General features: G+C 58.0%; 28 protein-coding genes. 10 read left to right on the forward strand and 18 right to left on the reverse strand.

What is annotated here, in order from left to right:
* Window positions 1–54: 54 nt before the first annotated feature.
* Genes AADV58_RS09995 through AADV58_RS10010 form a run of 4 tightly spaced genes read left to right on the forward strand, consistent with a single transcriptional unit; the run spans window position 55 to window position 3,279 of the window.
* Complete coding sequence (locus AADV58_RS09995) at window positions 55–1,143, forward strand: DUF3616 domain-containing protein (protein WP_043387482.1); 1,089 nt, start codon at window positions 55–57, stop codon at window positions 1,141–1,143.
* Window positions 1,136–2,176: a diacylglycerol/lipid kinase family protein gene (locus AADV58_RS10000; protein ID WP_168943195.1), complete on the forward strand. Its 1,041-nt coding sequence runs from the start codon at window positions 1,136–1,138 to the stop codon at window positions 2,174–2,176. The genes AADV58_RS09995 and AADV58_RS10000 overlap by 8 nt, the downstream gene beginning before the upstream one ends.
* Entirely contained in the window at window positions 2,173–3,006 is an 834-nt protein-coding gene (locus AADV58_RS10005) for a metallophosphoesterase family protein (RefSeq protein ID WP_043387487.1), read from the forward strand. Before AADV58_RS10000 ends, AADV58_RS10005 begins: the two co-directional genes overlap by 4 nt.
* Before the next feature lie 60 nt (window positions 3,007–3,066).
* Window positions 3,067–3,279 (forward strand): hypothetical protein, encoded by a 213-nt coding sequence (locus AADV58_RS10010; RefSeq protein WP_197022696.1) that lies wholly within the window; start codon window positions 3,067–3,069, stop codon window positions 3,277–3,279.
* A gap of 62 nt (window positions 3,280–3,341) precedes the next feature.
* Here the strand turns inward: AADV58_RS10010 and AADV58_RS10015 are convergent, their stop codons facing one another.
* The 12 genes from AADV58_RS10015 to mltG form a co-directional block, all read right to left on the reverse strand.
* Window positions 3,342–3,824, reverse strand: a complete 483-nt coding sequence (locus AADV58_RS10015; RefSeq protein ID WP_043387488.1) for a DUF456 domain-containing protein — start codon at window positions 3,822–3,824, stop codon at window positions 3,342–3,344.
* A 681-nt stretch (window positions 3,825–4,505) separates the two neighbouring features.
* A complete protein-coding gene (locus AADV58_RS10020; protein ID WP_168943194.1) occupies window positions 4,506–5,489 on the reverse strand; it encodes an MDR family oxidoreductase in 984 nt (327 codons plus the stop codon).
* 50 nt (window positions 5,490–5,539) lie between these two features.
* Window positions 5,540–6,178, reverse strand: a complete 639-nt coding sequence (locus AADV58_RS10025) for a TetR/AcrR family transcriptional regulator (RefSeq protein ID WP_168943193.1) — start codon at window positions 6,176–6,178, stop codon at window positions 5,540–5,542.
* A 350-nt stretch (window positions 6,179–6,528) separates the two neighbouring features.
* Window positions 6,529–8,079, reverse strand: a complete 1,551-nt coding sequence (locus AADV58_RS10030) for a hypothetical protein (protein WP_341743066.1) — start codon at window positions 8,077–8,079, stop codon at window positions 6,529–6,531.
* Between the two features lie 4 nt (window positions 8,080–8,083).
* Window positions 8,084–9,070: an ATP-binding protein gene (locus tag AADV58_RS10035; protein ID WP_341743067.1), complete on the reverse strand. Its 987-nt coding sequence runs from the start codon at window positions 9,068–9,070 to the stop codon at window positions 8,084–8,086.
* A gap of 12 nt (window positions 9,071–9,082) precedes the next feature.
* Window positions 9,083–11,068 (reverse strand): hypothetical protein, encoded by a 1,986-nt coding sequence (locus AADV58_RS10040; RefSeq protein WP_341743068.1) that lies wholly within the window; start codon window positions 11,066–11,068, stop codon window positions 9,083–9,085.
* A gap of 924 nt (window positions 11,069–11,992) precedes the next feature.
* Window positions 11,993–12,646 (reverse strand): ankyrin repeat domain-containing protein, encoded by a 654-nt coding sequence (locus AADV58_RS10045; RefSeq protein WP_157272515.1) that lies wholly within the window; start codon window positions 12,644–12,646, stop codon window positions 11,993–11,995.
* A 2-nt stretch (window positions 12,647–12,648) separates the two neighbouring features.
* Window positions 12,649–13,416: a TatD family hydrolase gene (locus tag AADV58_RS10050; RefSeq protein WP_341743069.1), complete on the reverse strand. Its 768-nt coding sequence runs from the start codon at window positions 13,414–13,416 to the stop codon at window positions 12,649–12,651.
* Window positions 13,417–13,424: 8 nt separating this feature from the next.
* Window positions 13,425–13,787, reverse strand: coding sequence for a PilZ domain-containing protein (locus tag AADV58_RS10055; protein ID WP_028995586.1), 363 nt, complete (start codon window positions 13,785–13,787; stop codon window positions 13,425–13,427).
* The gene (holB, locus tag AADV58_RS10060) at window positions 13,784–14,812 is read right to left on the reverse strand and encodes a DNA polymerase III subunit delta' (RefSeq protein ID WP_341743070.1); all 1,029 of its coding nucleotides are present in this window, start codon (window positions 14,810–14,812) and stop codon (window positions 13,784–13,786) included. The genes AADV58_RS10055 and holB overlap by 4 nt, the downstream gene beginning before the upstream one ends.
* Entirely contained in the window at window positions 14,812–15,423 is a 612-nt protein-coding gene (gene tmk, locus AADV58_RS10065) for a dTMP kinase (RefSeq protein ID WP_341743071.1), read from the reverse strand. Before tmk ends, holB begins: the two co-directional genes overlap by 1 nt.
* Window positions 15,420–16,415 carry an endolytic transglycosylase MltG gene (mltG, locus tag AADV58_RS10070; protein WP_341743072.1) on the reverse strand — a complete coding sequence of 332 codons (996 nt, stop codon included), beginning with the start codon at window positions 16,413–16,415 and terminating at the stop codon, window positions 15,420–15,422. The genes tmk and mltG overlap by 4 nt, the downstream gene beginning before the upstream one ends.
* A gap of 111 nt (window positions 16,416–16,526) precedes the next feature.
* Between mltG and AADV58_RS10075 the strand changes: the two genes are divergently transcribed.
* Both AADV58_RS10075 and AADV58_RS10080 read left to right on the forward strand, forming a co-directional pair.
* The gene (locus tag AADV58_RS10075) at window positions 16,527–17,546 is read left to right on the forward strand and encodes a folate-binding protein YgfZ (RefSeq protein WP_341743073.1); all 1,020 of its coding nucleotides are present in this window, start codon (window positions 16,527–16,529) and stop codon (window positions 17,544–17,546) included.
* Window positions 17,547–17,555: 9 nt separating this feature from the next.
* Window positions 17,556–18,305 carry an NRDE family protein gene (locus tag AADV58_RS10080; RefSeq protein WP_341743074.1) on the forward strand — a complete coding sequence of 250 codons (750 nt, stop codon included), beginning with the start codon at window positions 17,556–17,558 and terminating at the stop codon, window positions 18,303–18,305.
* On the opposite strand, the gene AADV58_RS10085 is transcribed toward AADV58_RS10080, so the two are convergent.
* Together AADV58_RS10085 and tadA are read right to left on the reverse strand one after the other, a co-directional pair.
* On the reverse strand, window positions 18,275–18,757 hold the full coding sequence (locus tag AADV58_RS10085; RefSeq protein WP_341743075.1) for a L,D-transpeptidase: 483 nt from the start codon (window positions 18,755–18,757) through the stop codon (window positions 18,275–18,277). The genes AADV58_RS10080 and AADV58_RS10085 overlap by 31 nt on opposite strands.
* Window positions 18,754–19,251 (reverse strand): tRNA adenosine(34) deaminase TadA, encoded by a 498-nt coding sequence (gene tadA / locus AADV58_RS10090; RefSeq protein ID WP_424243807.1) that lies wholly within the window; start codon window positions 19,249–19,251, stop codon window positions 18,754–18,756. Before tadA ends, AADV58_RS10085 begins: the two co-directional genes overlap by 4 nt.
* Window positions 19,252–19,334: 83 nt before the next feature.
* Here tadA and AADV58_RS10095 point away from each other — a divergent pair, with 83 nt between their 5' ends.
* Window positions 19,335–20,426, forward strand: a complete 1,092-nt coding sequence (locus AADV58_RS10095) for a calcium/sodium antiporter (RefSeq protein WP_281982695.1) — start codon at window positions 19,335–19,337, stop codon at window positions 20,424–20,426.
* Window positions 20,427–20,485: 59 nt separating this feature from the next.
* On the opposite strand, the gene AADV58_RS10100 is transcribed toward AADV58_RS10095, so the two are convergent.
* Both AADV58_RS10100 and AADV58_RS10105 read right to left on the reverse strand, forming a co-directional pair.
* On the reverse strand, window positions 20,486–20,635 hold the full coding sequence (locus tag AADV58_RS10100) for a hypothetical protein (RefSeq protein ID WP_341743076.1): 150 nt from the start codon (window positions 20,633–20,635) through the stop codon (window positions 20,486–20,488).
* A 615-nt stretch (window positions 20,636–21,250) separates the two neighbouring features.
* Window positions 21,251–22,120 carry a hypothetical protein gene (locus tag AADV58_RS10105; protein ID WP_341743077.1) on the reverse strand — a complete coding sequence of 290 codons (870 nt, stop codon included), beginning with the start codon at window positions 22,118–22,120 and terminating at the stop codon, window positions 21,251–21,253.
* A gap of 248 nt (window positions 22,121–22,368) precedes the next feature.
* Here AADV58_RS10105 and AADV58_RS10110 point away from each other — a divergent pair, with 248 nt between their 5' ends.
* The 3 genes from AADV58_RS10110 to AADV58_RS10120 are packed head-to-tail and all read left to right on the forward strand — an operon-like array spanning window position 22,369 to window position 23,435.
* Entirely contained in the window at window positions 22,369–22,623 is a 255-nt protein-coding gene (locus tag AADV58_RS10110; protein WP_341743078.1) for a hypothetical protein, read from the forward strand.
* 3 nt (window positions 22,624–22,626) lie between these two features.
* The gene (locus AADV58_RS10115; protein ID WP_341743079.1) at window positions 22,627–23,229 is read left to right on the forward strand and encodes an antA/AntB antirepressor family protein; all 603 of its coding nucleotides are present in this window, start codon (window positions 22,627–22,629) and stop codon (window positions 23,227–23,229) included.
* 2 nt (window positions 23,230–23,231) lie between these two features.
* Window positions 23,232–23,435, forward strand: a complete 204-nt coding sequence (locus AADV58_RS10120; RefSeq protein WP_341743080.1) for a hypothetical protein — start codon at window positions 23,232–23,234, stop codon at window positions 23,433–23,435.
* A gap of 46 nt (window positions 23,436–23,481) precedes the next feature.
* Here the strand turns inward: AADV58_RS10120 and AADV58_RS10125 are convergent, their stop codons facing one another.
* Window positions 23,482–24,546, reverse strand: coding sequence for a phage portal protein (locus AADV58_RS10125; RefSeq protein WP_341743081.1), 1,065 nt, complete (start codon window positions 24,544–24,546; stop codon window positions 23,482–23,484).
* On the reverse strand, window positions 24,543–26,321 hold the full coding sequence (locus AADV58_RS10130; RefSeq protein ID WP_424243849.1) for a terminase ATPase subunit family protein: 1,779 nt from the start codon (window positions 26,319–26,321) through the stop codon (window positions 24,543–24,545). Before AADV58_RS10130 ends, AADV58_RS10125 begins: the two co-directional genes overlap by 4 nt.
* Window positions 26,322–26,330 lie beyond the last annotated feature (9 nt).

Genomic DNA, 26,330 nt, shown 5'->3' on the forward strand with positions numbered 1-26,330 from the left:
ACTTGTCAATCAGTAGGGCGACCAACGCAACATCTTTTCCAGAAACCCCATCCCATGCCCAAAACCCGAATCCCGAATGCCGTTCGTCTTGAGTTCGCACCTGACTCCCTGGTTCATAACAACCTGTCGGGAGCAGCCTTCACCGGCGATTGGCTCTGGGTGGCAGGCGACGAAGCCAGTGGTCTGGATCGCCTGCGCCGCCTTGACGCCGTAGGCGGCGAGTCCTTGCATTTTGGCGAAGTCCGCGATTTTCCGCTGGCTGAGCTGCTGGACCTGCCCGGTGCAGACGATGATGAGGCCGACCTGGAAGGCATGGCGGTGGCCGATGGCTACCTCTGGGTGGTTGGTTCGCATGGCCTCAAGCGCAAGAACATCAAGCCGGACCGAGGTCACGCCGACAACGCCAAACGGCTGGCAAAAGTGACGCTCGACGCCAATCGCCGCCTGCTGGCATGTCTGCCCATCGAGCCCGATGCTAAGGGTGAGCCCTGCCTGGTACGTCAGGCTCAAGACGGCCGCCAGGCACTGCGGCTCAAAGGCGATGCGCAGGCGAACCTGCTCACCCGCATCCTGGCCGACGATCCCCACTTTGGCCCCTACATGGCGATCCCGGGCAAGGACAACGGCTTTGACATCGAAGGTCTGGCGGTGGACGGACAGCGGCTGCTGCTCGGCCTGCGTGGCCCGGTGCTGCGCGGCTGGTCGGCGTTGCTCGAAATCGCAGTCGAGGCGCATCGGGATCAACTCCGCCTGGTACCCCTTGACGAGAGCGGCACGCTGCTGCGCAAACATTTCCTGCAACTTGACGGCCTGGGCGTGCGCGACCTGCATTTCTCCGGTGACGATCTTTACATCCTGGCCGGTCCGACAATGGTGCTCAATGGTGATATCCGTGTCTTCAAATGGCCATTCGCCCGAGCCACAATCAGCGCCAACCGGGAACCGGTGCGTTTCGAAACGGTGCTGACCGAATCGGTTTCGCTACCCCACGGCCATGGTACGAACCGGGCCGAAGCGATCTGTGCCCTGCCGCTAGCGATCGCCGGCCGCACGCCTCACTGGCTGGTACTCTACGACGCGCCCGGCATGGATCGCCAGGATGGCGAGTACACGGTCTTCGGCGATCTGCTGCGGCATGACTGATAGGTGCCAGCCCCGACCGATATCAGCCGGCAGCCCCCAGCGCGATGCGCTGCCGCCCCCGAGCATCGACCCTGAGGCAACGCTACTGTTCGTGATCAACGCTGCCGCTGGGGCTTTCGACCTCGAGGCCAAGCGTACGGTAATCCAGTCGGCACTCGCAGCACATGGACGAAAGGGCGAACTGTTGAGTTGCCAGCCTGCCGATCTGGCACAGGTAGCGGGCGAGGCCGCCAAAATGGCGGTGGCGCGGGATACGGCGGTGATCGCCGTAGGTGGCGATGGCAGCCTCAATACAGTGGCCCAGGCTGCGCACGCCGCCGGCTGCGCCATGGGGGTCATTCCCTACGGCACCTTCAATTACTTTGCCCGGACACACGGCATTGCCACCGAGCCGGCAGCTGCGGCCCGGCAGGTGCTGCAGGCGCGCCCGGTGCCGGTGCAGGTGGGTGCCATCAACGAGCGCATCTTCCTGGTCAATGCCAGCCTGGGGATCTACCCCGAACTATTGCAGGACCGCGAAGCCTACAAAGCCCGCTTTGGCCGCAGCCGCTGGGTGGCGTTCGTCGCGGCCGGGGCGACGCTGCTGCGCGCACAGCGCCGCTTGCGCCTGCACATCGAGACGGGTTCGGCGGTCCGCGATGTACAGACGCTGACGCTGTTCGTCGGCAACAACCGGCTGCAACTGCAACAGTTCGGCGCCGAACCGGAAGACACCATCGCCGGCACCCCCGGCGATGGCAGCATGGCCGCGCTGATGCTACGGCCCATTGGCACGCTGTCGATGCTCAAGCTGATGCTGCACGGAGCGATGGGCCGGCTGGGCGAAGCCGCCGGCGTGGAAAGCTTCGAGTTCAAGCACATGGTGGTCAAACCTACTCTGTGTACCGACCACACTGAACTCGTGGTCGCGTTCGATGGCGAAGTGGCACGCATGCGCGCACCGATCGACATTCGTGTGCTGGAAAAGCCCTTGTACCTGCTGCAAAACCCTGATCAGGCTGCCACGGCGACCGGCTCGGAGTTTCCGGCATGAGTGTCGTGCTGCATATTTCCGATACGCATTTCGGTACTGAACTGCCGCCGGTGGTCGACGCACTTGTCGCGCTGGCTGCGCAGCAGCATCCCGATCTGGTGGTGCTCTCGGGCGACATCACGCAGCGCGCACGGCCCAGCCAGTTCCGTGCTGCAAAGGCTTTCGTCGACCGGTTAGGCGCTCCGCTTCTGGCCGTGCCGGGCAACCACGACATTGCGCTGTTCGATCTGTGGTCACGGCTGACCAGCCCCTATGCGCGCTACACCAAGGCTTTCGGGGGCAATCTCGAACCCGTGCACGCATCGTCCGATCTGCTGGTTATCGGTGTTAACACCACGCGCGCCTGGCGGCACAAGAACGGAGAAGTGTCCTCGGTGCAGATTGAGCGCGTGGCCAAGCTGTTGAATGCGGCCAGCCCGCAGCAGTTGCGTCTGGTGGTGGTGCACCAGCCGGCGGCGGTGGCTCAGGCAGAAGAACGCGTCAATCTGCTGCGCGGCCACGAAGCCGCGCTGCACGCCTGGTCGGCGGCCGGGGCTGACCTCGTCCTGGGTGGGCACATACATCTGCCCTACACGCTGGCGGTGCATGGCCTGTCCCGACGACTTTCAGTGCTTCAGGCTGGTACCGCCATTTCGTCGCGTACTCGCCCCGAAGCGCCCAACTCGGTGAATATCCTGCGCTGGGGCGAGGCAGTCGGTGCACCTGGCGATCTGGCGCAGGCCGGGGCCGAAAAGGGGGTGTTCTGCCTTATCGAGCAGTGGGACTTTGCGCCCCGCGATCAGGTCTTTATCCGCACCTCAGTCACCCCCGTACTGCCAGAACGCGCCTGATCGCACGCAGCCACCACCCGCATCACTACGCAGGTGGTGCAGTCGGGTAGCAGCTTCGAGATGCCGCTGGCCTGGACCCTCATGGCGGTGATCGGCATCGCGATAGTGGCAATCTTCATGCACATCCGCGTTGTGCTTTACAAGAGGCTAAGCCTTGCCGTTGCGGCGTTTGATTGGGTCGCGGGTGGTGCGGCCCTGGCACAGACCCGCAACTGGGTTGCGATCAATCTGGGCCTTGGGGTGCTGGTATTACTCGTAACACTACTGCACTGAACGACCCGCTTCAAACTTCCCAGCCCTGATCACTCGCCTGGTCTTGACGCGCCTTTGTATTTTCAAATCAGCAAGGCCGCGCCGAAAATACCCACCATAGTGAAAGCCAGCACGACTTTGGCGATGAGCCCCACCATGATCCCTACCCATGTGGCAATGCCGACTTTGACAGCGCGTGCATGGTCTTTTCGTGCCAAGTACTCGCCAACGGCGGCGCCGACCAAAGGCATGAAGAGCACGCCCACCAAGCCCATGAAAAGACCGAGTACCGTGCCCACCGCTGCGCCCATCAGGGCCAGTTTGCTGGCGCCGGCTTTTTTGGCTCCCATGAGCCCGGCTACATACTCCAAACCCCAGGCCAATAACGCCAGCACACTGACCACCACCACGGTGGTCATGCCGACACGAGCGAAGTCGTCTATCCAAGCCCCCAGCACAATGCCGCCCCAAACCAACACGGTGCCTGGCAGCACGGGCAGCACGGTGCCCGCCAAACCCAGCAAAATCAAGGCAACACACAATATCCATAAAAAGGTAATTACCAAGATCGGCCCTCGAGGTCAAAATAGAGCGCGTATCGACTTTCATGTGGGTGTGTCTGATTGAACTTCAAGTGTTGGCCTGTATGACGAGATTGGCTGAGTAGCTTACAGCCAGCGATCACTCAGTGCGACTGCTACGCTCAGAAACCTTCCGCCGGATCGCCGATACGATGAATGTCTCTTGTGGGTCGGTTCGGGCTATGGCCTAAACTGACACCCTCCATCAGCAACTGACTGGCCGGTAACCGACGCATAGCCGACCGAGTTGGAGCGCAGACCCACGGTCCGCAGTGCCCGACCAGGATTCCCCGGGCCACGAAACCCGAATGTCCGCTGTCAGTCTGTTGCTGTCTGACTGGCATTCCGGACGAGCTTCTCTTGATGGCCGGATGTACTCAGTTGCGCATGTGCCGCATTGCAGCCATTGAAAGATCTGAGCTTCGGCGAACGTCGGCTTACGGGCAAGGGCGCCTACTCACACTGCCGGCCAGAAGCGGCCCAAGGGCTAACTGGAGCCAACGTATGCGACGAACCTGAATCGGTCAGTCACCCATCGCTCTAGTATGGACACACTAGGGCAGGTCAATGTAGAAACCCGCCGGGCAGCCTATTACTACAATTTGACCTATGCCGACCTGGGGCACATGGTCAAACAGTTTGACTGCTACGGCGAGTCACCAACACTTATCGATTGACGTCAACGATCACGCGGCCGCGAATTTTACCGTCGATGAGCTTCGCAGCTGTCGGAATGGCATCAGCAAGCGAAATCTCGGTGCTGATCATCTCCAGCTTGGAAACATCGAGATCGATGCCTAGGCGACGCCAAGCCTCAAGGCGATCCGGCCGCGGGCACATCACGCTGTCAATACCGGCCAGCGTCACGCCACGAAGGATGAACGGCGCGACCGTCGCCGGAAAATCCATCCCGCCGGCCAGCCCGCATGCCGTTACCACGCCGCGATACTTGGTGGTGGCGCAGATGTTTGCCAGGGTGTGACTGCCGACGACATCGACGGCGCCGCCCCAACGTTCCTTGCCCAGCGGTTTGCCCGGCGACGAGAATTCCGCGCGATTGAGCACTTCGCTTGCGCCCAGTCGTTTCAGGTAATCGGCTTCCTCGGTCCGTCCGCTGACCGCTACCACCGTATAACCAAGCTTCGCCAAGACGGTAGTTGCCACGCTGCCGACGCCACCGGCAGCGCCGGAAACGAGGATTTCCCCGTGCGCCGGCATCACCCCGTGGCGCTCCAGCGCCAGCACGCACAGCATGGCGGTATAACCGGCGGTGCCGATCGCCATGGCCTGCTGCGGCGAAAACTGCTTGGGCAGCGGAACCAGCCAGTCGCCCTTGAGCCGTGCCTTCTGGGCGAGCCCGCCCCAGTGTCCCTCGCCGACGCCCCAGCCGTTCAGCAGCACGCTGTCGCCCGGCTGGTAATCGGCGTGGGTGCTCGATTCGATGGTGCCGACCAGATCGATGCCCGGCACCATCGGGAAGCGTCGAACCACCGGCCCCTTGCCGGTGATGGCAAGACCGTCCTTGTAGTTGAGCGTCGAGTGACTGACGCGGACGGTGACTTCGCCCTCGGGCAACTGCGCATCGTCGATGTCCTTGAGATTGGCGCGATAGCCGGCGTCATCCTTCTCGATCAGAATGCCTTTGAACATGTTCATCTCCTCTATGATTTAGACCGGTCGTCTATAAAAAGTCAAAAAAATTAGGCCCACTGCAGCCCGGTGAAAAATCCCCGTGCAAAGATATCGAGCGGTTTGGCACTACGTTCAAGTTTGGCGCGCAAGACCGCGCCTTCCCAGCCGATCCAGAAAAAGCTGGCTTGTTGCGTGCAATCAACCGCGGCAGGAATCTGACCGTCCCGTTGCGCCGCTTCGAGACAACGGGCAAGGCGTCGCTCCCAGTCGTCAAACACGGCGTTGAGAAGCGCCCGAAAGCTCTCCGGCAGGGCCGCCATCTCCTGACCGAGATTACCGATCAGGCAGCCGCGGCGGAAATCGTGCCGCGCCATGCCGGCTTGTGCGTCGTCGACAAACGCCCTCAGGCGATCGAGTGGTGTCATTGATTCGTCAATGAAATGGCGCTCCAGCTTGCGGACAAAGTAGCTCGCGTAACGATCTATCAGCGCAGCCCCGAAAGCTTCCTTGCTATCGAAGTAGTGATAGAAGGAACCCTTCGGTACGCCAACCCGCTTGAGCACTTCGTCGATGCCCGTCGCCGCGAACCCCTTCTCGGTGAGCACCTCAAGCCCGGCGCGAAGCAGGAGCTCGCGCGTTTCGAGCGTGTCTTCGGGCCGCTTTGGCGGGCGGCCACGTTTGCGGAGCTGGGAATGCTGTATGTCCATGCGCACATTTTAGACCGGTCGTCTCATTTAATACAAGCCCTCCCTCTCATCACGCCCTTGGAATCAACGAGACTCGAACGGCCGCAACGAGGCGATTGCTACCGTAGCTTCCCGAAAGACGAATGTCAGCTCAGGGTCGAGTACGTATTCACCAGATGAAGAAGCTGCCGTTCGGGGCCATTAGACGCTGAACGGCAGGTATGCGCTAGATTGCTGTCTGACACCAGCCAATGGGGCAATGGCCGGATTGGCCGACGAGCGGGAATTGCCACTACTCCCCTGCTCCACTTCGTTTGACATTATTCCTCTTATCCAAATTTTTATAGTGTGGCCTCTAATATTCAGGCTCACTATACATACAGGTGTGTGTAAGTTCTAGCAAAGCTCGCCTCATCTATGATCCGGAACAGTGCATTATGCCTGTTGAAACTCGAATTATAGTCGTTCCACTCCCAACTGAACCTCTGATTGGCGGCACTTGCATCAAGCATCAATTCGTCACCTCTGGTTCTATCTTTACAACATTTTGCAGCGATGCTTGTCGCCCGATCTTTACTAGGAAAGACAATGTACCAAGTCCCGCTATTGGATCCCTGCTCAATATCAGGCACAAACTCCGCACTTCCGACGAATCTGGGTACCCTATCGAATCTTTCTATATAAAAATTTCCTCCAGCTTTAAACTTATCTTCAATCCAGCCGAGAATAGCGAAAAATTGCGCGTACCAAAAGTTGGCAAGTTCTGTTGCCGTATTTTCGACGAAGTTAAATGAAAATAGATTCGTGTGGTATGGCCTCTTTACGCCAAAAGCTTCAATATTTGAAAATCCTTCGATGCTCATGCGCCAAGACATGAAGGCTAGAACCATAACACAAATACTTTGACTGTTGATTTCCCTAGACATTTCACGATCATATGCTGCTATTTCCCGCCAACAGATCAAATGCGATGGCTGAATGTATTTTTTAAATATATGGCGCCTAACAGATCGGTATATTTTCCCTAGATCACTATTAAATTCGATTGAATGACTTCCGCTGCTTGGATTTAATTGTGTACGCCGTAAGGTAACCCAGCTTGCGTCTGAAGGAGCTATCGAAGTAGGCCACGGGCATTTGCCTGCCAATTTTTGGGAAATATCCATGATTAACCTAAGGGCGCTTTCATCCCGCTCTTCGAAAGTCGTTTGTGCCAATCTTGCTATTAGGCCAGGTGAAGCTTTCGAACTCGTAAATGCTTTTCTCCACCACTTCATGAATTCCTCACAAGCCGTATTCACTTCGCGCCGCTGATTGAAATCAAAACGACTGATCCCGAGTACCTTCTCTGGATCGAAATAGAGATGCCCGCATTTCGAAGTGTAGATATCCGACCTCCATGCAGAATCGTGAATAACACCACCATTAATTCTATGAGGAGATAATTCGCGAACAAGCCCGTTTTTTGCAACAGCCTTATAACAAACGGCACATCCTTTTTGGAGCGTCTTTTTGTGTATTGGGCATTCTGTAACCAGAGCCAGATCGAAAAGACTGCAGTGATAGCCAAATTTTAAACATTCTGGACAAAACCGAACTCCTTCGGCACGAAAGCGAGGCGGAAATACCGGGAAGCCCAACTCTTGCAGAAAACCAGCCTTAAGCCGATTCGACGCCACCCCAGTTAATTCACTAAAACGATCAAAATCAATCCAGTCACAATCGCGAAATGCAAGAGATATTAATTCTGCCCCCCCACTCCTCCTTATTGCATTTGCAATATCAGCCGGTTTGCAAAAGTTTAGGGCGATAAGCTTGCAAAAAATGCTCCAAGCCGATTCATAAGGAGCCGGATCAAACGGATGCCAAGTTAGTCTCTCGTGCATAGCGTTCTGGAAAAAATCAGCATCAGAGTTCAACAAGCCGCTATTGCGACATTAATCCGCAGAATTCCGCCAAATTACTTGAAGCTACGGCAGCGCTTACCATGTCGTCGTTTAGCCGAAATGTTGCTGCATCTTTCTTTCGATTTGAAAGTAACAAGTACTCCACGGTTCTTGTGAGGTGCTCCATGGGAACAGTTCCTGTCCCTAGAGACTTGGAGGCCTCTATCAAAGCAGGCCAGATAATAGGTGTGTAGTCCTTAAGCCTAAATCCGGACTCGTATGCCTCGGGAAGAAAAAAACGTGTATAGGTCCAAGTGCTATCTTCTGGAAATCGCTTTTCATTATCGTAGGCCACCAAAATCGTCGACAAGTCCTCTCGTCCGGCACATCCGTCAAAAGGTATTGGTTCGCTCAGAAAACGTGCGATCAAATTGAAGGACTTGGTGGTTAATAGAGCTGATCGTGTTTCCAGAATTTCTGGCTGTGCAAATCCGATAGTGGTCATTGCGATATCAGACATTTCAAGCCGATTGTGCAATACCAATAGAACTCGGAGATCTGCTTCGGACAGCATTTGCATTTCATCGATCAATAACACAAATTGTTTGCCTGCTCGTGCACTCACAGCGGTACGTATGTGAACGAGCAAGTGGGAAAGCATCTCCTTGTATGTTTGCCGTTTTTTTACGACCAATCCTTCTGCGTCAAGCAAATCAGAAACCAAGCCAGTGTCAGATGATGTTCTACGCTGATCAGCGCTAAGCCTAGTAATGTGTACATTGGGAAACTCGATAGACAGAAGGCGCTGTAAAACTGCCGCACAGCGAGTTTTCCCCATGCGTGGCCGGGAATATAGAAATGCCCCTGTTCTCCGTGTCCAGACCCGCTCGCGCACCAGACTATAGGTCTTGCTAATCATCGGCGTAAGGACGGTATAATCTTTTATGATAATTGGATGCTCGTTGAGCATGTCAACTCTTTGGTCGTCAGACAAGTTCAACTCTCGCGGTACCGTAATAGTCGCCATTCGTTCCTCCGATTAGCGCTTTCGATTGACCAACAGATTGAGATCTAGCGCGGGGGCATCCATTAATGCTGACGCTTCGCTCGTCCTTGAACGGCTTCCCAAAAAACTATCAGTGCCACTCTTTGTCGGCTCTATAAGTAATGGCAGTTCGCCTTCACGACTGACTCGTACTGCTTCCATTGCTTTACTTGGTGGCGGGGTAGGTGTTGAAACCCCCGCCTTTTTTTTCGGCAGCGAAAGATACCGAAGATACGCCTGTACTGGGTCATCGAATTCGGACAAAACTAATATTCTTCGGTGAATCAGACTATTGATTGCCTTTCTGGTTTTTCGGCTGTGTTTTGTTTGTGACCACCTTCCACTTGCCTTAAGGAATCCTAATTCAGCACCATTTGGGAGAAATGCCTTTACTTGACGCATATCCTCCTCGTCAATGTCGACCGTAATTTTCTTTCCAATTAGAGCCGCAGTCTCACCAAGCAGGTAACTCGTATAGCGAACTTGGTCTATCTGAACATAAGGGCGCCTTCCGGTACGCATACCTCCACGAACAACGCATTCCTTAAAGCATGGAATAATGGGGCTCGCAGTGACCGGTTTGGGTAGATGTCGGGCCAAGAAATGTGCCTCCTCACTCTCCGTAAAATATCGAATGAACTCAAGCGGAGAAAGATAGGAAATCCCAGCACTAGGAGTCGCGTTAAATTGCGCAAAATATACATCGACAAACTCTTCAGCATCTTTTGCACGGATTTTGTAGCGGACGGCCTTCTCTTCGGCCTTATCTGCCCTCCCTGTCCCAGGATTGGCACCCGTAGTAGACGGAAGCCGGCGAAATATATCGTCAGAGATACTTTTAAATAGTCGTTCGACGTTCGGACGCCGCTCGAAATGCCCTACCGGTCCCCAATTTAATGCGAAACCAAGGGAACGCCTAGCAGACTCTCTGACAGATTTTGCAAGATGTGCCAATGCACCATCTAATAATAGGCACCCCCAATTTGCCCCAAAACACTCTGGAATTACACCACTAGGCAGGCCTGCGCTCGCCGGGTACTCCAATCCGGAAATGGTGAGATTTTTCGGTTCCCACTTTTTGCCGACAGCATTCCTGATTACATGTACAACATCATCTGCGCTGACCTCGCTGCTATATACAATTGAATAAGCCAGCACTGCCGTTGAAGCCCTATCTATGGCGGCAATGAGCCACATGCGGTCTAACAAGACCTCAGTTTCTGTACCTTCGGGAGTTGCAAATAGAACAGTGAAGAATGCATTGATCGAGTACGCATCAATTTCAACTGCGTCGAAGGGTTCATCGAAGGCTAATAGAGGCTCAACGCCCTTGCCTACCGCGAGATGGGCTTTTGCTGCCTTTTCTTCTCTGGCATAGACGCCTCTGCCGAAATTAGCATTAAGCACATCTTTCATGAAACTCTGAATTGATCTAATCCCAAGGTACAAGGTGTTAAACGGCCATTCAGTTTTTGTTACACCATGTTCTCGCAGATAGTCGAGAAAGATGTGGTGCAGTGTAATAGCGCGAATTTTTTGCTCATTAATTTTCTTGGTTTTTGCTTCCTTTTTGATGAGCAGCACAAGTTCGTCATTAATCTTTGGGAACCTGGAGAGCAAGGCGCCTAGAGCTCCTGAATGCCCCGCTTTTTGTTGAGGGCGCTTTGCTTGCACCTCCTTCTTCCGAGTATAAGGAACAACCCTCACATATGGAATGAGTGCTCGGAAGCCCAATATTTGGCCATCTGAAGCAAGTTCCAAGCAGCGCTTGACCATACGAGGAAGATCCCAGCGAGGAATTCCGGTTCGCTCTTGTATCTCACCAGTTGGAACGCCAGTGAGATAAAGCGTTACAGCCATAACCTTCGCCTCAAACAACTCTGCTGAGCGCGAATCAAGTAAACTGATTTCAACCGTTGGCCAAGTAGCAATTGGAGGGAAACCTGTCGCTTCGGCACGGCTCCAACGATTACTCGCCATAAAGCCTCCAATTGGTACCCAACCCAAATGACCGATCTTCCAGGTTCAAATAGACTATCCCCGAGATAGACAGGCGTACCAACATTCCAAGAACAACAGAGGAATCGAAAGCTTGCAGTTCGGAAACTATCAATCTGACGTAACCGTTTTTTTTGTTGTTCAGGTATGCGACGAGAGCTGAACGGCATGGAGCATGCTCTTGCCCCCGAATAGCTGCCGCAAAACCAATGGCTTTAAGCCATCGCATTGCTAGCCTTGCGTTCGGACCGAGATCCTCATCGTTTATAATTCGGTACGCGGCACCTGCCTCGCGTGCAGCGGTAACCTGAGCTTGAAACTGAGAACGATCAGTTTCTTGGAGGGTTGTACCAGCTTTGACCTCATGCCACTCCACATGCCTGTCACGGTAAATTGCTATTGCGTCTAACTCTGTTGCCCGGGGCTCTTTGGCGTCATGAGAGATAACCGGTTCAGGAGCCAAATCGAATGACAACACCTCGCGATTAGACTCAAGAAAAACTAGCCAATGAACTAGTTGCCGATCGCTTGGAAGGAGCCAATCTCTATCCGTCTTCGGGCTATAAACAAGCCAAAGATTGCTTACGCGATGTCCTCGGGCCCGATAGGCATCAGGGATTGACCGTCTGAGCGATGATCTGGGTGACCTTCCAACTCCCGCCATGCGCAACTCCTAATCAGTGAAAAATACCGAAAGGTGCTACGGCTGCAATGTGGAAATATTAGATCAGTCGGTCGAATAGAGAAAGTATTACTTCCAAAGTAGAGAAGTAAATTTTCCACCGGAACTGCAGAACTACTTGAGTTCAAGAATGCAAGCTCTTGCCACGACGCAAAAATGCCATTGCCATGCAGCTCAATTTTCACTTCGCCCGACTCCTGTCATTAGAACCTTGGTGTTTCTATCTACTGAGTCGGTTTCGTTACTTGCTGGGCTGACACGGCGCGCAATTGTTCGGCGATATCCGTATTGTTGAAGCGAAGCGCAATATCCAGCGCAGACTCACCGCGGTCGGTTCGCAGTTCCGTGTTCGCCTTCGCTGCAAGCAAGGCGTTGACGATGGGCCGGAAACCTCCCCGTGCTGCCGCCATCAGCGCAGACATGCCGCTTTCGCTGACCGCATCTACATTGGCGCCGTGGCGCAAAAGGAAGGCGACAATCTCCTGATGGCCACCAAAAGCCGCATAAACGAGCGGCGGCCAGCCCGGAACTTCCTGGGATGCTCCTGCTGCGACCAGGACTTCGACAATGCGTTGGTGCCCACGCAATGCCGCCAGGGCCAGGGCCGTGTCGCCGGCAGCGTTACGGGCGTTGAGTTTGGCTCGGTGATTGACCAGTAATCCGGCCAGTTGCGCATGGCCGTCGCGGGCAGCCAGCATCAGCAGTGTATTGCCCTCGATGTCCGTCGTGTCTGCCGAAGCGCCACGGGCCAGCAGCCGGCCAATGGCGTTGGTGTCGCCCAGTCTGGCCCCCTGGATCAGATCGTCGTAGGTGCTGCCATGGGCAAACAGCGGCATGGTGGTGGCGAACAGTACGGCAACCAGCGTTTTCTTCAGCATTTTCATGTCTCCGGACGGAACAGGCGCCTGAAATTCTCGGTGCTTGCAGCGGCAATGGTTTCAAGCGGCTGTTCACGCAGCCGGGATATTTCCTCGGCAACATAGCGCACGTAAGCCGGTTCGTTCGGTTTGCCGCGATATGGTGCGGGCGCCAGGTACGGCGCATCGGTTTCGATCAGCAGGCGGTCGAGCGGACATCGGCGTGCCACATCCTTGACGATGTGCGCATTCTTGAATGTGACGATGCCGGAAAAGGAGAGATGGAAGCCGATGTCCAGCGCCTGTTGAGCGATTTCCCAGTTCTCGGTGAAGCAATGCATGACCCCGCCGATAGCGGAAGCCCCCTCCTCGCGCAGGATGCGGATGGTGTCTTCGGCCGACTCGCGGGTATGCACGACCAGGGGTTTGCCGCAACGCAAGGCGGCGCGGATGTGGGTACGGAAACGGGCCCGCTGCCACTCGGGTTTATCCTTGTGCCAGTAGTAGTCCAGTCCGGTTTCACCGATGCCGAGGACTTTGGGATGGCTGGCCAGCGCCAGCAGACGGCCCTCGTCCGGCTCTTCGGCGTCTGTGTATTCGGGATGAACCCCCACCGTCGCGTAGAGAATCGGGGACTGCTCGGCAACGGCCAGAACCCGGGGAAAATCTTCGAGGTTGACGCCGATGCACAGCGCGGCGCCGACATCATTGGCCCGCATGGCGGCAAGGACGTCCGGCAAGCGCTCGGCAAGCCCGGGAAAATCGAGATGACAGTGCGAGTCGACCAGCATCGGCCGGATCAAAGCGTGTGCGTTGGGCGGGCCGACTGCAGTACGCCGCCGAGCAGCCCTTCGATCTTGCGGCGTGCTTCCTGGCCGCTCTCGTCGTCGTTGAAATGCACACCGATCCCCTGCGCGCGACCGTTCTGGGCGCCGGCCGGCGTCACCCAGATCACGGTGCCGGCAATCGGCAGCTTGGTCGGGTCGTCCATCAGGGACAGCAGCATGAAGACTTCATCGCCCAGGGTATAGCCGCGTGTGGTCGGGATGAAGATCCCGCCATGGCGGAGGTGCGGCATGAAGGCCGCGTAGAGGGCGGATTTCGAGTTGATGTTCAGCGACAGGACGCTGGGGCGCTGCGGGGCGGTTTTGGCTTCGCTCATCCTCGATCTGCGGAAAACAGTGCTCGGTAGTCCAGAAAAATGCTTTCCAGGAAGAGCCGCGCATTCAGCGGTTGCTCTGCTTCCTGGCGACGCAGGTTCATGTTTCGATAGAAAGTGATCAGTCGAACGGAGGGAATCATATCAGCCAGCATGCCGATTTTGGCTTGTTGGCCCAGAAAATATCTCGCCGTCAGGCCATGCTTGCTCAGATTGAGGTCTACCAGCCACTTCTGCATGGCCTCGACAACCTGTTTGAGTTGCAGATTGCCCTTGCTGTCCTTGATCGCTTTTTCCAGATCGCCGGCCATTTGCAGCGGTGACACGTTACGCCCTTCCTGCAGACGAGCGATCAGGATATCGAGCCAACTCCCCTGCCCGGCGGCAGCCATTTCTTCGGCAAAGCGCGGTGACCCCCCGCTGAGCGCCAGCCAGCGCTCAGCGTCGGCAATGCCGGATGCCTTGAGCGCAGCCACCGAAACCGGTTGCGGCGGCGTTGCCACGGCCAGGGTCTGGCAGCGGCTGCGTATCGTCGGCAGCAAGCCAGATGGCTCGCCAGAAACCAATAAAAACAATATATTTGGCGGCGGCTCTTCAAGTATTTTCAAGATAGAATTCGCGGCGTTCCGGTTCATTGCTTCGGCCGGATTGATCAATACGATACTGAGTCCGCCACGGTGACTGCCGACCCCCAGGAATTCGTCAAGGCTGCGAATCTGGTCAATGGTGATCTGCTGGCTGGGCTTTTTCTTGCCCTCTTCCACCTCGCTGGTTGCGGCAAGCGCTTCCGGTTGCAGCAAGCGGAAATCCGGATGGTTACCCTGGGCAAACCAGTTACAAGCCAGGCAATGACCACAGGCCGTGCCGTCGATGCTGCGGCTCTCACACAAAAGAGAGGCGGCGAACTCGCGGGCCAGCGCGAATTTACCCAGGCCTTTCTGACCGATCAGCAACAGGGCATGCGGCAAGCGTTCCCGCCGGGACTGCAGGCTTGCCCAGGCGTCGGAATGTATCTCTAAAATTTTCATTAACAGATACTTGAAACGATAACTTCAAGTTGTTTGCGAATTTTCTCGATGCTGTTTTCGGCAGCCACCGTGCGAATTCTCGACGGGCTGGCCTGGGCGCGATCCAGGTAGGCCTGGCGGACGCGGTGATGAAAATCGGCGCGCTCCTGCTCGAATTTGTCGAGCACGCGGTTGGCCAGAACGATGCGCTCCCGCGCAACTTCGAGCGGCAGGTCGAACAGCAGGGTCAGGTCCGGCTGCAGATGTTCATGGACCCAGTGTTCGAGCGCCAGGAACTTGGCCTTGTCGAGGCCGCGCCCGCCACCCTGGTAGGCCCAGGTGGCATCGCTGAAACGATCGCAGATGACCCACTCTCCCCGCGCCAGCGCCGGTTCGATACGCTGGGCCAGGTGTTCCCGGCGGGCGGCGAACATCAATAAGGTTTCCGTTTCCAGGTGCATCGATTCATTGAGCAGCAACTCACGCAGCTTTTCACCCAACGGGGTACCACCCGGCTCACGCGTGACCAGGACCGTGAGACCGCGACCGCGCAGGGTCTCGGCCAGCCACTCGACATGGCTGCTCTTGCCGGCCCCGTCGATGCCTTCGAAAGTGATGAATTTGCCCCTCATTTTCCGCCTCTCTGGTAACGGTTCACGGCACGGTTGTGCTCGTCGAGTGTTCGTGAAAACTGGCTGGTGCCGTCGCCGCGCGCGACGAAATAGATGGCATTGCTGTCAGCCGGTGAAATTGCCGCACGCAGCGAGGCCAGCCCCGGCATGGCGATCGGCGTCGGCGGCAGGCCAGCGCGCGTATAGGTGTTGTAGGGCGTATCGGTCTGCAGGTGAATCTTGCGCAGATTGCCGTCGAAAGCCTCGCCCAGGCCGTAGATGACCGTCGGATCGGTCTGCAGGCGCATGCCGATGCGCAGTCGGTTGACGAAGACGGCAGCGACATGGGCGCGGTCTTCCTCACGGCCGGTTTCCTTCTCGATGATCGAGGCCATGGTCAGGACATCGTCTGCCGTCTTGTACGGCAGGCCCGCCGGACGTTGCAACCAGGTTTCGTCCAGTCGCGCCTGCATCGAGGCAACTGCCCGGGCGATCAGTTCGAGATCGCTCGACTCCTTGTCGAACAGGTAAGTATCAGGAAACAGCCTGCCTTCCAGACTGCTTAGCGGCAATCCCAGACGGGCGATGATCTGCGCTTCGCTCATGCCCAGCGTATCGTGCCGCAACGCCGGATGAGCATCGAGCCGGGCGCGGAACTGGCGGAAAGTCCAGCCCTCGACCAGCGTGATGCTGGCCTGGATGACTTTGCCGCTGGCCAGTTTTTCGAGCAGGCTGAGCGGTGTTTCGCCGACCGAAGTGCCGTAGGTACCCGGCTTGATTGCGCCGCTTTTCCCTTGCCAGCGGGCGAGCAGGACGAACAGGTCGGCATCGACCGACAAGCCGGCCTCGTTCATCTGCCTGACCGCTGCCCGCAGGCTGCTGCCCGGCATGACGCGGAATTCAAGCGCATTTTCGGAAACCTCGATCGGCTGCTGGGTCCACCAGACGAAGCTGGCGGCCAAACCGATGGCGGCAATCAACAACAGGGCAACAAGACGAAAAACAAGACGCATGGGAACTCGTGACGCTTTGGCTGGTCTTGCCCGTCGGAACGAGCATGGATGTGCGCACGAAAGCGTGCACCGAAACGGGCGATATAATAGCCCAAACCTCAAGGAGCCCTCATGAATCCCCATTGGCGCAGCTTTCTCGAATCGACCGACGCCTGCTTTGCCGCAGATGTTCCGGAAGTCCTGCACTTCGGTGACGCCCAGGCGGAATTGCTGGCAGCCAGCCGGCAAACCGTCCTCGTGCCGTTGACGCATCTGGCGAGCATCTCCGCCAGCGGCGACGAGGCCAAAACTTTCCTGCACGGCCAACTGACCAGTGACGTCAATCATCTCGCCCAGGGCGCTGCCCAGCATGCCGGCTGGTGTACGGCCAAGGGACGGATGCAGGCCAGCTTTGTCGTCTGGCACGAGAACGAAAGCTACCGGATGTTGCTGGCAGCCGATCTACTCGAAGCCACCGCCAAGCGGCTGCAGATGTTCATCCTGCGCGCCAAGGTCAAGCTGCAGGTGGAAAGCGACACGATCCTGCTCGGCCTGGCCGGCCGGCAAGCTGCCGAAGCGCTGGCCGATGCCGGGCTGCCGATTCCCGAGAGCGTCATGCGCGCCACGAGCAGCGGTGACGGCACCAGCATCATTCATCTCGACGCGCAACGTTACGTCCTGGCTGCCCCGGTGACCGCCTTGCCTGCCCTCTGGCAGAAGCTCGGCGTCAAGGCCCGGCCGGCCGGCTTGCCGGCCTGGCGCTGGCTGGATGTGCAGGCTGCCTTCCCCTTGGTCAGCCTGGCCACCAAGGAAGAATTCGTGCCGCAGATGGCGGATTTCGAAAAGATTGGCGGCGTCAGTTTCAACAAGGGCTGCTACCCGGGCCAGGAAATCGTCGCTCGCACGCAGTACCTGGGCAAGGTCAAGCGCCATCTCTACCGCCTGAGCGGCGATGTTCCCTTGCCCGCCGGCGCCGATCTGTTTTCACCCGACAACCTGGAGCAGGCCAGCGGCAAGATCATGCTGGGTGCGCCCTCGCCGGCCGGTGGTCACGTGGCGCTGGCGGTAGTTCAGTCCAACTACGCCGGCAACCTGCGCCTCGGCAGCCGGGACGGCCAGGAAGTGACAGCCAGCGCGGTCAATCCGGCCTGACCAGGATCGATGTGCCTGATCCTGGTCGGCTGGCAGGTCCATCCGGCTTACCCGCTGGTGGTTGCCGCCAACCGCGATGAGTTTCATGCCCGGCCGACGGCGCCAGCCGCCTTTTGGGACGACGATGCGCGGGTGTTTGGCGGGCGCGATCTCGAAGCCGGCGGCACCTGGCTGGGCGCCACCCGCGACGGTCGCTTTGCCGCCGTGACCAATGTGCGTGAGCCGGGTGCTACCAAGGGAAAGCGCTCGCGTGGTGAACTCACGGCGCGTTTCCTGCTCGACCAGCAAGCGGCCCAGATCTACGCCGAAGCGCTGACGCCGGGCGATTACTCGGGCTTCAACCTGCTGCTCGCCGACCGTGAAACGCTGGTTTATGCCTCCAACCGCGACCCCGGCCACCAGATCCTGAACCCGGGCGTTTATGGATTATCCAACCACCGGCTGGACACGCCCTGGCCGAAGCTGCTCAAGGCGCGCGAGAGCTTTTCCCGGGCGCTCGATCGGCTACCCGATGAAACCGCCTTCTTCGAACTCCTGGCTGACCGCAGCATCGAAGCCGACGACCGCCTGCCGGATACCGGCGTGCCGCTGGCCTGGGAAAGGCTGCTGTCGGCAGTTTTCGTGCAATCGCCTGATTACGGCACGCGCGCTTCGACGCTACTGCTGCGCAATGCCGCCGGCGACATGGTGTTGTACGAGAAAAGCTTTGCCGCAGACGGCAGCCAAACTCAGTCTTCGCGGATTTCGACGGCCGTATAGCACGGCACCTGTTCAAACAGTTCGATGATGTCGGCGTTGCGCATGCGTACGCAGCCATGCGACCCGGGCATACCCATTTGCGCCGTATCCGGCGAGCCGTGGATATAGACGTAGCGGCGCATCGTATCGACGCAACCAAGGCGATTGTGGCCGGTTTCGCAGCCCGACAACCAGAGGATGCGCGTCAGGATCCAGTCGCGTCCGGGAAATTGCTCAGCCAGTTCCGGCGTCCAGATTTCCCCGGTCGGCCGGCGGCGGACGAATACGGTATTGGCGGCCTGACCGGCACCGATCTTGGCACGGATGATGTGCAATCCGCGTGGCGTCCGGTAACTGCCCGACTGCTCGCCGACCCCGGCCTTGGCGGTCGACACGGCGTATTCCTTCAGGAGCGCGCCATCGTCGTCCACCACTTGCAGACGCTGACGGGCGACCGAGATCATGAGTTTCATGTCGTTTTCCGGCGCCGCCCGGCAAAGAAGGCGGACAGCAACTGGCTGCATTCGTCGGCGAGAATGCCGCCTTCGACGCTGGCATGATGATTCAGTCGCTGAACCCCGAACAGATCGACCACGCTGCCATGAACCCCGGTTTTCGGATCGCGCGCGCCGTAAATGACCCGGCTGATTCTCGCATGCATGATCGCACCGGCGCACATCGCGCAGGGTTCGAGCGTCACGTACAGTTCGCAGCCTGGCAAACGGTAGTTGCCCAGTGTCCTGGCTGCGTCGCGCAAGGCTGCAATTTCAGCATGCGCGGTTGGATCGTGCTCGCCGATCGGCGAATTGAAGCCACGACCGACGATTTCTCCGTCGAGAACGACGATAGCGCCAACCGGAACCTCACCGAGACACTCCGCCGCGCGGGCCAGGGAAATGGCCTCGCGCATGAAATATTCGTCGCTCAAACCTGACGGCTGGATATCAACAGTATTTTCCGAAGTCATTATTCGATGTGGCGAGCGAAGCGGAGGCGTAGTATACCGCAGCCCTGAAAAGCACTTCCTCCCAACGCTCTCGTATTGCGATCATGTTCGAACACATTCTGATGTTTATCCTCGGCCTCGCCGCCCTGACCCTGGGCGCCGAGTTGATGGTCCGCGGTGCAGCGCGGCTGGCCCTGACCTTTGGCATTTCGCCGCTGGTCGTCGGCCTGACCATCGTCGCCTTCGGTACCAGCGCGCCGGAAATGGCCGTTTCTGCCGGCGCCGCGCTCAACGGTAGTGGCGATCTGGCGATCGGCAACGTGGTCGGCAGCAATATCGCCAACATCCTGCTGATCCTTGGCTTGTCGGCCTTGATCGTACCGCTGGCGGTCAACGAGCAGCTCATCCGCCAGGAAATCCCGATCATGATCGGCACCTTCCTGTTGTTCGTGGTTTTTGCCATGGACGGCAACATCGGCCGCGGCGAAGGCGCCCTGCTCTTCGCGCTGGTCGTCGTCTACACGGTCTTCCTGGTCACGCAGTCGCGCCGGGCCAGCAAGGAAACCGAAGCCGAGTTCGCCGACGAAATGCCAGATACCAACAGCCGCTGGGATGCCCACTGGAGCGTGCAGCTTCTGCTGGTTCTGGGGGGACTGGGCTTGCTGGTCGTCGGTGCCGACTGGCTGGTCGATTCCGCTGTCGCAGTGGCCAAGGCCTTTGGTGTCAGCGATCTGGTCATCGGTCTGACCGTCGTCGCCGTCGGGACCTCGATGCCGGAAATCGCCACCTCGCTGGTTGCCGCCTGGCGTGGCGAACGCGACATTGCCGTTGGCAACGTGGTCGGCAGCAACATCTTCAACGTACTTGCCGTTCTCGGCTTCTCCAGCCTGATCGCCGACGGCGGCATCATCGTTTCCGAAGCGGCGCGCAACTTCGACCTGTGGGTCATGCTGGCCGTCGGTTTCGCCTGCCTGCCCATCGTCGTAACCGGCCGCGAGATCGCCCGCTGGGAAGGCGGTGTGTTCATCGCGTATTACGTCGCCTATACGGCCTACCTCGTACTGGCCGCCACCCAGCACGACAGCCTGGCCGCATTCTCCTCGACCATGCTCAGCTATGTTCTGCCGCTGACAGTGATCACCCTGATCGTCAGCTTTGTCCGCAACAGCGAAAAGCTGCCACCGACAAACGGTTAAAGAAAAACGCCCCTGGAATCCAGGGGCGTTTTTTTTGTCTATCGCAGGATCATTCCCACTCAATGATCGCCAGGGCGCTGCAAGCCTTGACTGGCGGGGCTTCGCTGATCGGTGCGCCTCTGGATACCGTCATTGATACCGTTATCCGGCGTTGATTGATGCTCATAGTACCCGGCGCCAACACCCTTGGCGAGCAGCATGTGCTGCATGAAGGGCCTCGTCACATGCGCATGCGTACGATAAGCGCGAAAACCACAGCGCCCAAGCATGAAGGGGGTAATCGGAATAAGGTAACAAAGGTAACTTTTATCTATAAATCAATGAAAACACAGACTGCACAAGGCCTCATGACAAATACAAAATGGTGATTTTCTGGTAACTCAAGGGTTATGTGATTACCGAATTTTGAGGTTATAAGGGCCAAGAAAAATTCCGTTAAAAATCAACGACATTACTTTTTTTCGCTCTATCGCTTACCTCTTGTTACCTTTGTTTGGTCATGAGAAATATCCTTATAAATCAACGCGATACATCAACAAAAAACAGGCCGTTACCTTTGTGACCAACTCCCGAAGAGACACCTCTTGGCCTGGACGACCTACCCGCCATCGATGGTCTTTCCCTTCCGCGCATGTCTACGGCGCACGAATCCGCATGAACTCGGGAGGGACCATTCCCCGATGCCCCGCCCAGTGGCGCCGTTGGCTTGCCTGTCTGCATGCTGCAAGTTTTTTTATGCGAAAAGCGGGTGGGCGAGGCGGGGTCTCGTGCGCGCGCTCTGGGGCGGAATTGCCTATTTCTTGTGCAGATTCCTTACAACCTGCCTATTTTTTGAGCGCTGACTGGCTAGCGCTCTCGATCCAGTCGTCGATGGACATGACTTCGCCAGTGTCGGTATCGGTCACGTCGGACTGCACACCTGAAATCAGGAACGTCCTGAACGCCCTTGAGCTGCGGCAGTAGCCGCTGAAATGGCGGTCATCAACCTGTGTTACGTCGACAACCCGGCTCGAATAGTTCAGGTCGATGTCCATGTAGTCGAACGAGATGGAGCCGGTAACGGCCACCTTCTTGCTCTTGCGCTGACGGCTGCCGCTCGATCGGCTCTCCTTCTCGATGAGCTTTCTGTTTTCACGCCGAAACTCTTCCATCCATATCGGCTCGCCAATCTGCTCACCCCGAGACTTCATGTCCTTTTTGCGGGTTGCTCCTGCACGTTTTGAGGCCATGATTGATTCAATACGCGATTGATCTATCAAGGCCTGCTCTTCCGCGCTTGGCTTATTGGCGAACTTCCTGATCAGATCAGACCCCTCGCCTTCGTAATCAGTTGGGGCGCCCGTGTAGATATCATTGCGGGCCGCAAGCGCGTTAGATGCTGGCTTATCCGGTACGGTGCGTGGTGTTTTATCTTTGGGCGGTGATGTCCATGCGCGCAGCCCCCACAGCGTAAAGATTGCGAACCCGTAGGCGCCAATCCATCCGGTGTCAGAACTGAAAGCGACCAAGATGAAAACGATGGAGAAAAAGACACAGAAACCCGCTGCGGCACCCATCAAATGAGCAACTAACCCTTTTTTTCCGTATTTCCGTTGCCTACTGGCGATGTATCGCCAAACCACAGGCCACAAAACAACCCCGACGAAGAAGAAGAGAATTTCCCAGCCGCTGGCTGGCGTCGCAGTCGGTTCCATGTGAGCCCCTTGTTTATGCAAATCGCAAAATGTAACACTTGACATCGATGTGTTGCACATTGAGAATGAGCGCTCCTAAAGTTCGTAAGCTGTACCCCCGCCCAGTCAGGCGGGTTTGTTGTTTCTGCTCCACCGATCAATGGGGGAGTGTCGGGTATCCGCGAGGACCCGGAGGTTGCTTACGCACCTAGGAGCGCTCCCCCACCCCGCTTACGGTGGGCATTTCCTGAAATCGTAAGGAGGCCATCATGGCTGTTCAGCAACAGGCGCACCGCGCCGCTTCTCGCCCGATGCGGGCATTCTCTGTACGTATTCGCTCTTCTGCCGGACCGGTGAATTACACCGCGCTGGTGCCGTCGACCGCAGAAGCCTTGACCGATGCGCTCGCCCTGCCCGGCCTGCAGCCGCCCGTTGCAGCCAGCATCAAGCCGGTCGGTACGCCGGCCTCTGCGCTGCGCCTGTTCCGCGCCAAGATGGCGCTGGCTGATCTGGTGGAGGGCTGAGTCATGGAAAATGCATTGATTCCGCTGTTGACCGCAGAAGTCGAGGCCGAAACCCTGCCGATTTGCAACGCACGGGACCTGCATGCTGCGCTGCAGGTCGGTCGTGTTTTCGGGACGTGGATCACCGACCGGATCGAGCAATACGGCTTCGTCGAGGGGGAGGACTATTTCCCCGTTTCGGGAAATAGGTCGGACGGCAAGCCAGGGAAAAAACGGACCGATTACCATCTGAGCATCGACATGGCCAAGGAACTCGCCATGATCGAAAACAACGAAATCGGCCGGGCAGTTCGCCGCTACTTCATCCAGGCCGAGAAGACGCTGCGCGAGAAGCTGCAGGCCGAGTTGCGCGAGAAGGCGGCGCATGTGTTGCCGGTGCGTGGTGTGAAGCTGATGCGCGACGGCCTGAGCATGCGCGACACGCTGAAGCTGCAGGAGCACAGCCGCAAGCTGCTACGGCTTCTGGTGACGGCCGAAACCGCCGCCGAACGGAAGAACCTTTACCTGCATTTCCGCCAGATCAATCTGACGCTCGGCGTGCCGACACTTGACCTGGCTGAGATCGAGACCGAGCTTTCATGCGGCCAACCGGCGAAGGGGGTTTGATCATGACGCGTGATCTGATGAGAGTAGCGGATGCCATCGACCGGGCGAAGGGCGTCAATGCCGGGCTGGATGCCCTTGTTTGTCTGATGATGGGGTGTAACGAAGCCGATATCCCGAGGGGCAGGCCTCTGGCTGAATTGATTTATTCAATCCACCGAGATATGACCACCTTCCTCGATGAAGCTGAGCGAGGGCTTAGGAAATGAAAAAAAGGCCGGGGATTCCCGGCCTTTTTCTTGATCGGGTTTTGATTCATCGCGCCGGGATCTTCTCCGGTGCCGTAGCCGATGCGCCGGCCTCGGCCAGCGCGTAGGGCTTGAAGCGGATTACCTCTTCGCCCATCCAGTCATTGACCTCAAGCAAGCGCGCCTGCAGCGGCAGGATCTCGTTCGCGTTGAACACGCGGGCGGCGGTGGCTGCGTCGCCGAAGCCGCCGGTATTGCCGGGGACGATGCCCATCAACTGGGGCGGCGTGCGGTGCATGGCGAGCATGTCGTCACGGGTGACGTTCTTGATGTTGGCGAAGTCATCCTTCGCCGCCACCTCGCTGACCGGGATGATCTGGATGCCGTCCTTCTTGCCGTTCGGCGCGTACATGAACAGGTTGCGGAAGTTGCCCGGCCCCTTGGCGCTCTTGAGCGCTTCGCGCAGCGCGTCGACGTCCTCCTGCTTCTGGGCGGCATCGGTCATGTAGAGGATGTAGCCGGCGTGACTGCCGTTCTTGTAGTACTTGCGGCGGAACAGCGTGGCGCTCTCGTTCAGCCATGCGCTGTGTAGCGCCGGGATGTATTCCGGCAGGCCGTAGATGTCCTGGTTCACGTCCGGCTCCATCAGGTGGAAGACCTTGCCCTTCGGGAACTGGTGCTCCTCGTTGTACTTCGGCACGTACCAGTACTGCCCGTCCTCCAGGCCACGGCGGGTGTATTTGGCCTTGGGCGCCACCAGGCGCAGCGCTTCGCGCAGGCGGTTGTCCCGGCGCTCCAGGTAAGCATTGCCGAAGATGATGAATTCGTGGGCGAACACCGAAAAATCACTGCGCGACAGGTACTGCGACGGCTCAAAGCAGCTCACCAGGATGTTCCGCTTCACGTACATCGCCGAGGCATGATGCACCGCCGACCGGCTCGACTTCGCCAGGCCGTCCAGGCTGATCGGCGGCTCGTACCATTTGCCGTTGTCCGGGCATTCCAGCATGTCGAGGATCTCGCGCCGGTCGAGCACGGCCTCCGGATCGCCGAAGGTAAAGGCCTCGACGCGGACCTCGTTGGCCGCCGGTGCGGCCTCAGGGAAAACCGGGGTCATCAGTTCGTTGTTCATCCAAAAATCTCCATCGAAGATTGATTGCTGGCCGACATGCCTTCCAGCGGTTCGCGCGCCAGCGCGTGCATCGTTGCCCACGCCAGATCGGCATGGCTGGTGGTTTCACTGCGCCCGGCCTCGAAGGTCATTGCGTTGCCGCTCGCGGTCGTCGTCTTCTTGATCGCCATAAAGGCAGCGGCCATATCCGTCCAGCCGGCGTCGAACTCCAGCCGGCCCTTGCCGACCACGTCCATCGCCTTGAGCACCAGGCGGGTTTTGACCTCCGGCGTGTAGCGGAAGCCCACCACGCCCGGGTAAAAGTTCTGCACCAGCTCATAGACCAGGTCGCCTATACCGGTGCGGTCAATGCCGATGTAGCCAACGTTGTAGATCTCGGTGAATTTGCGGATGCGCTCAGCCTGTTCCTCGTAGCGCATGCCAGCGAACGTCACGCGATCGAGAATCCGGAACTTCCCGCCCGGTACTGCCGGCGGGCAGACGACCACAAGCGCCGCGTTGTCGCCTGAACGGCTGGGGTCGTACCCGATCCAGACCTCGCGGTGCCCCATCGGCCGGGCCGCGAACGGCTTGAAATCCGCCCAGTCGGTCCAGGAATCGACCATGCAGCGTTGCATCGTCGACAGCGGGAAGACGCTCTCGCCATCATCGATGAACTGGCACATCAGCAGATTGAGGAACTCCTCCGGGGAGTACTCGCGGCGCAGCTCCTCGATATCGAACAGGTCGCAGCCGCCGGCAATCGCATCCATCACCGTCACGATCTGGCGCCACTGGAAGTCCTCGCACAGGCGCCCATCACGCAGCGCCGATGCCGACACATCCACCTTGATCCGGTCCTTCGCCGCCCTGCCCTTGTTGAACAGATCGCCCGTCCAGAACGGATAGGCCTCATGCGACATCGCCGACGGCGTCGAAAAATAGGTCAGGCGCCACTTCTTGTGCATCGCCATCCCGGACGCCACCTTCCGGAACTCCTGGAACTTCGGAATCCAGAAGTATTCGTCCATGTACACGTTGCCGTGATAGCTCTGCGCCGTCCGGCTGTTCGTGCCCAGGAAGTAGAGGCTGGCACCGTTCGCCAGCTCGATCACGTCGCCGCCCTTCAACTCGACGTCGGCCGCATCGGCAGCAAACTGCTTGATGTACTGGCGGAAGACATAGGCCTGCGCCTTCGACGCGCTCAAGAAAATCTGATTCCGCCCGGTCTTCACCGCATCGATCAACGCCTCGCGGGCGAAGTACCACGTCGCCCCGATCTGCCGGCTCTTCAGGAGATTGCGCACCCGCTGCACCAGGCCCGCGCGGTACCAGGACTCCTGATACGGGAACAGCGACTTCATGAAGGCATCGACCAGCGCATCCTGCTGCTCATCGCTGATCGCGTTCTTCACTGGCGCCTTGCGTGTGCCGGCCCGGGTCTTCTCGTTGCGGTTTTCGACGTTCGGGTTAAGGTCGGCCTCGTTGCCGCCGTTCGAGTACTTCCGTACCCGCGCCAGGCGCTCCATCTGCCGGCCGATCAGGTCGATTTCCTTGAAGTCGCGCCCGTCCTTGTCCGACTTGTTGACCAACTGGATCATGCGGGCTTCGAGGCTTGACTCGACGCGCTGGATCGGTTCGTATGTATCCCACGCGTCGCGGCGCTTCCAGCTATGAACCGTTGCAACCTTCTCGGCCAGGTGCTCCGCGATGCGCGAAATCCGCCAGCCCTGCCAGTAAAGGTCACGGGCACGGCGTCGCGGATCGATCTCCGCAGGAATCGCAGCAGTGGGCAAAGGTGCATT

It is taken from the genome of Azonexus hydrophilus (assembly GCF_038368255.1).
Classification (GTDB): domain Bacteria; phylum Pseudomonadota; class Gammaproteobacteria; order Burkholderiales; family Rhodocyclaceae; genus Azonexus; species Azonexus hydrophilus.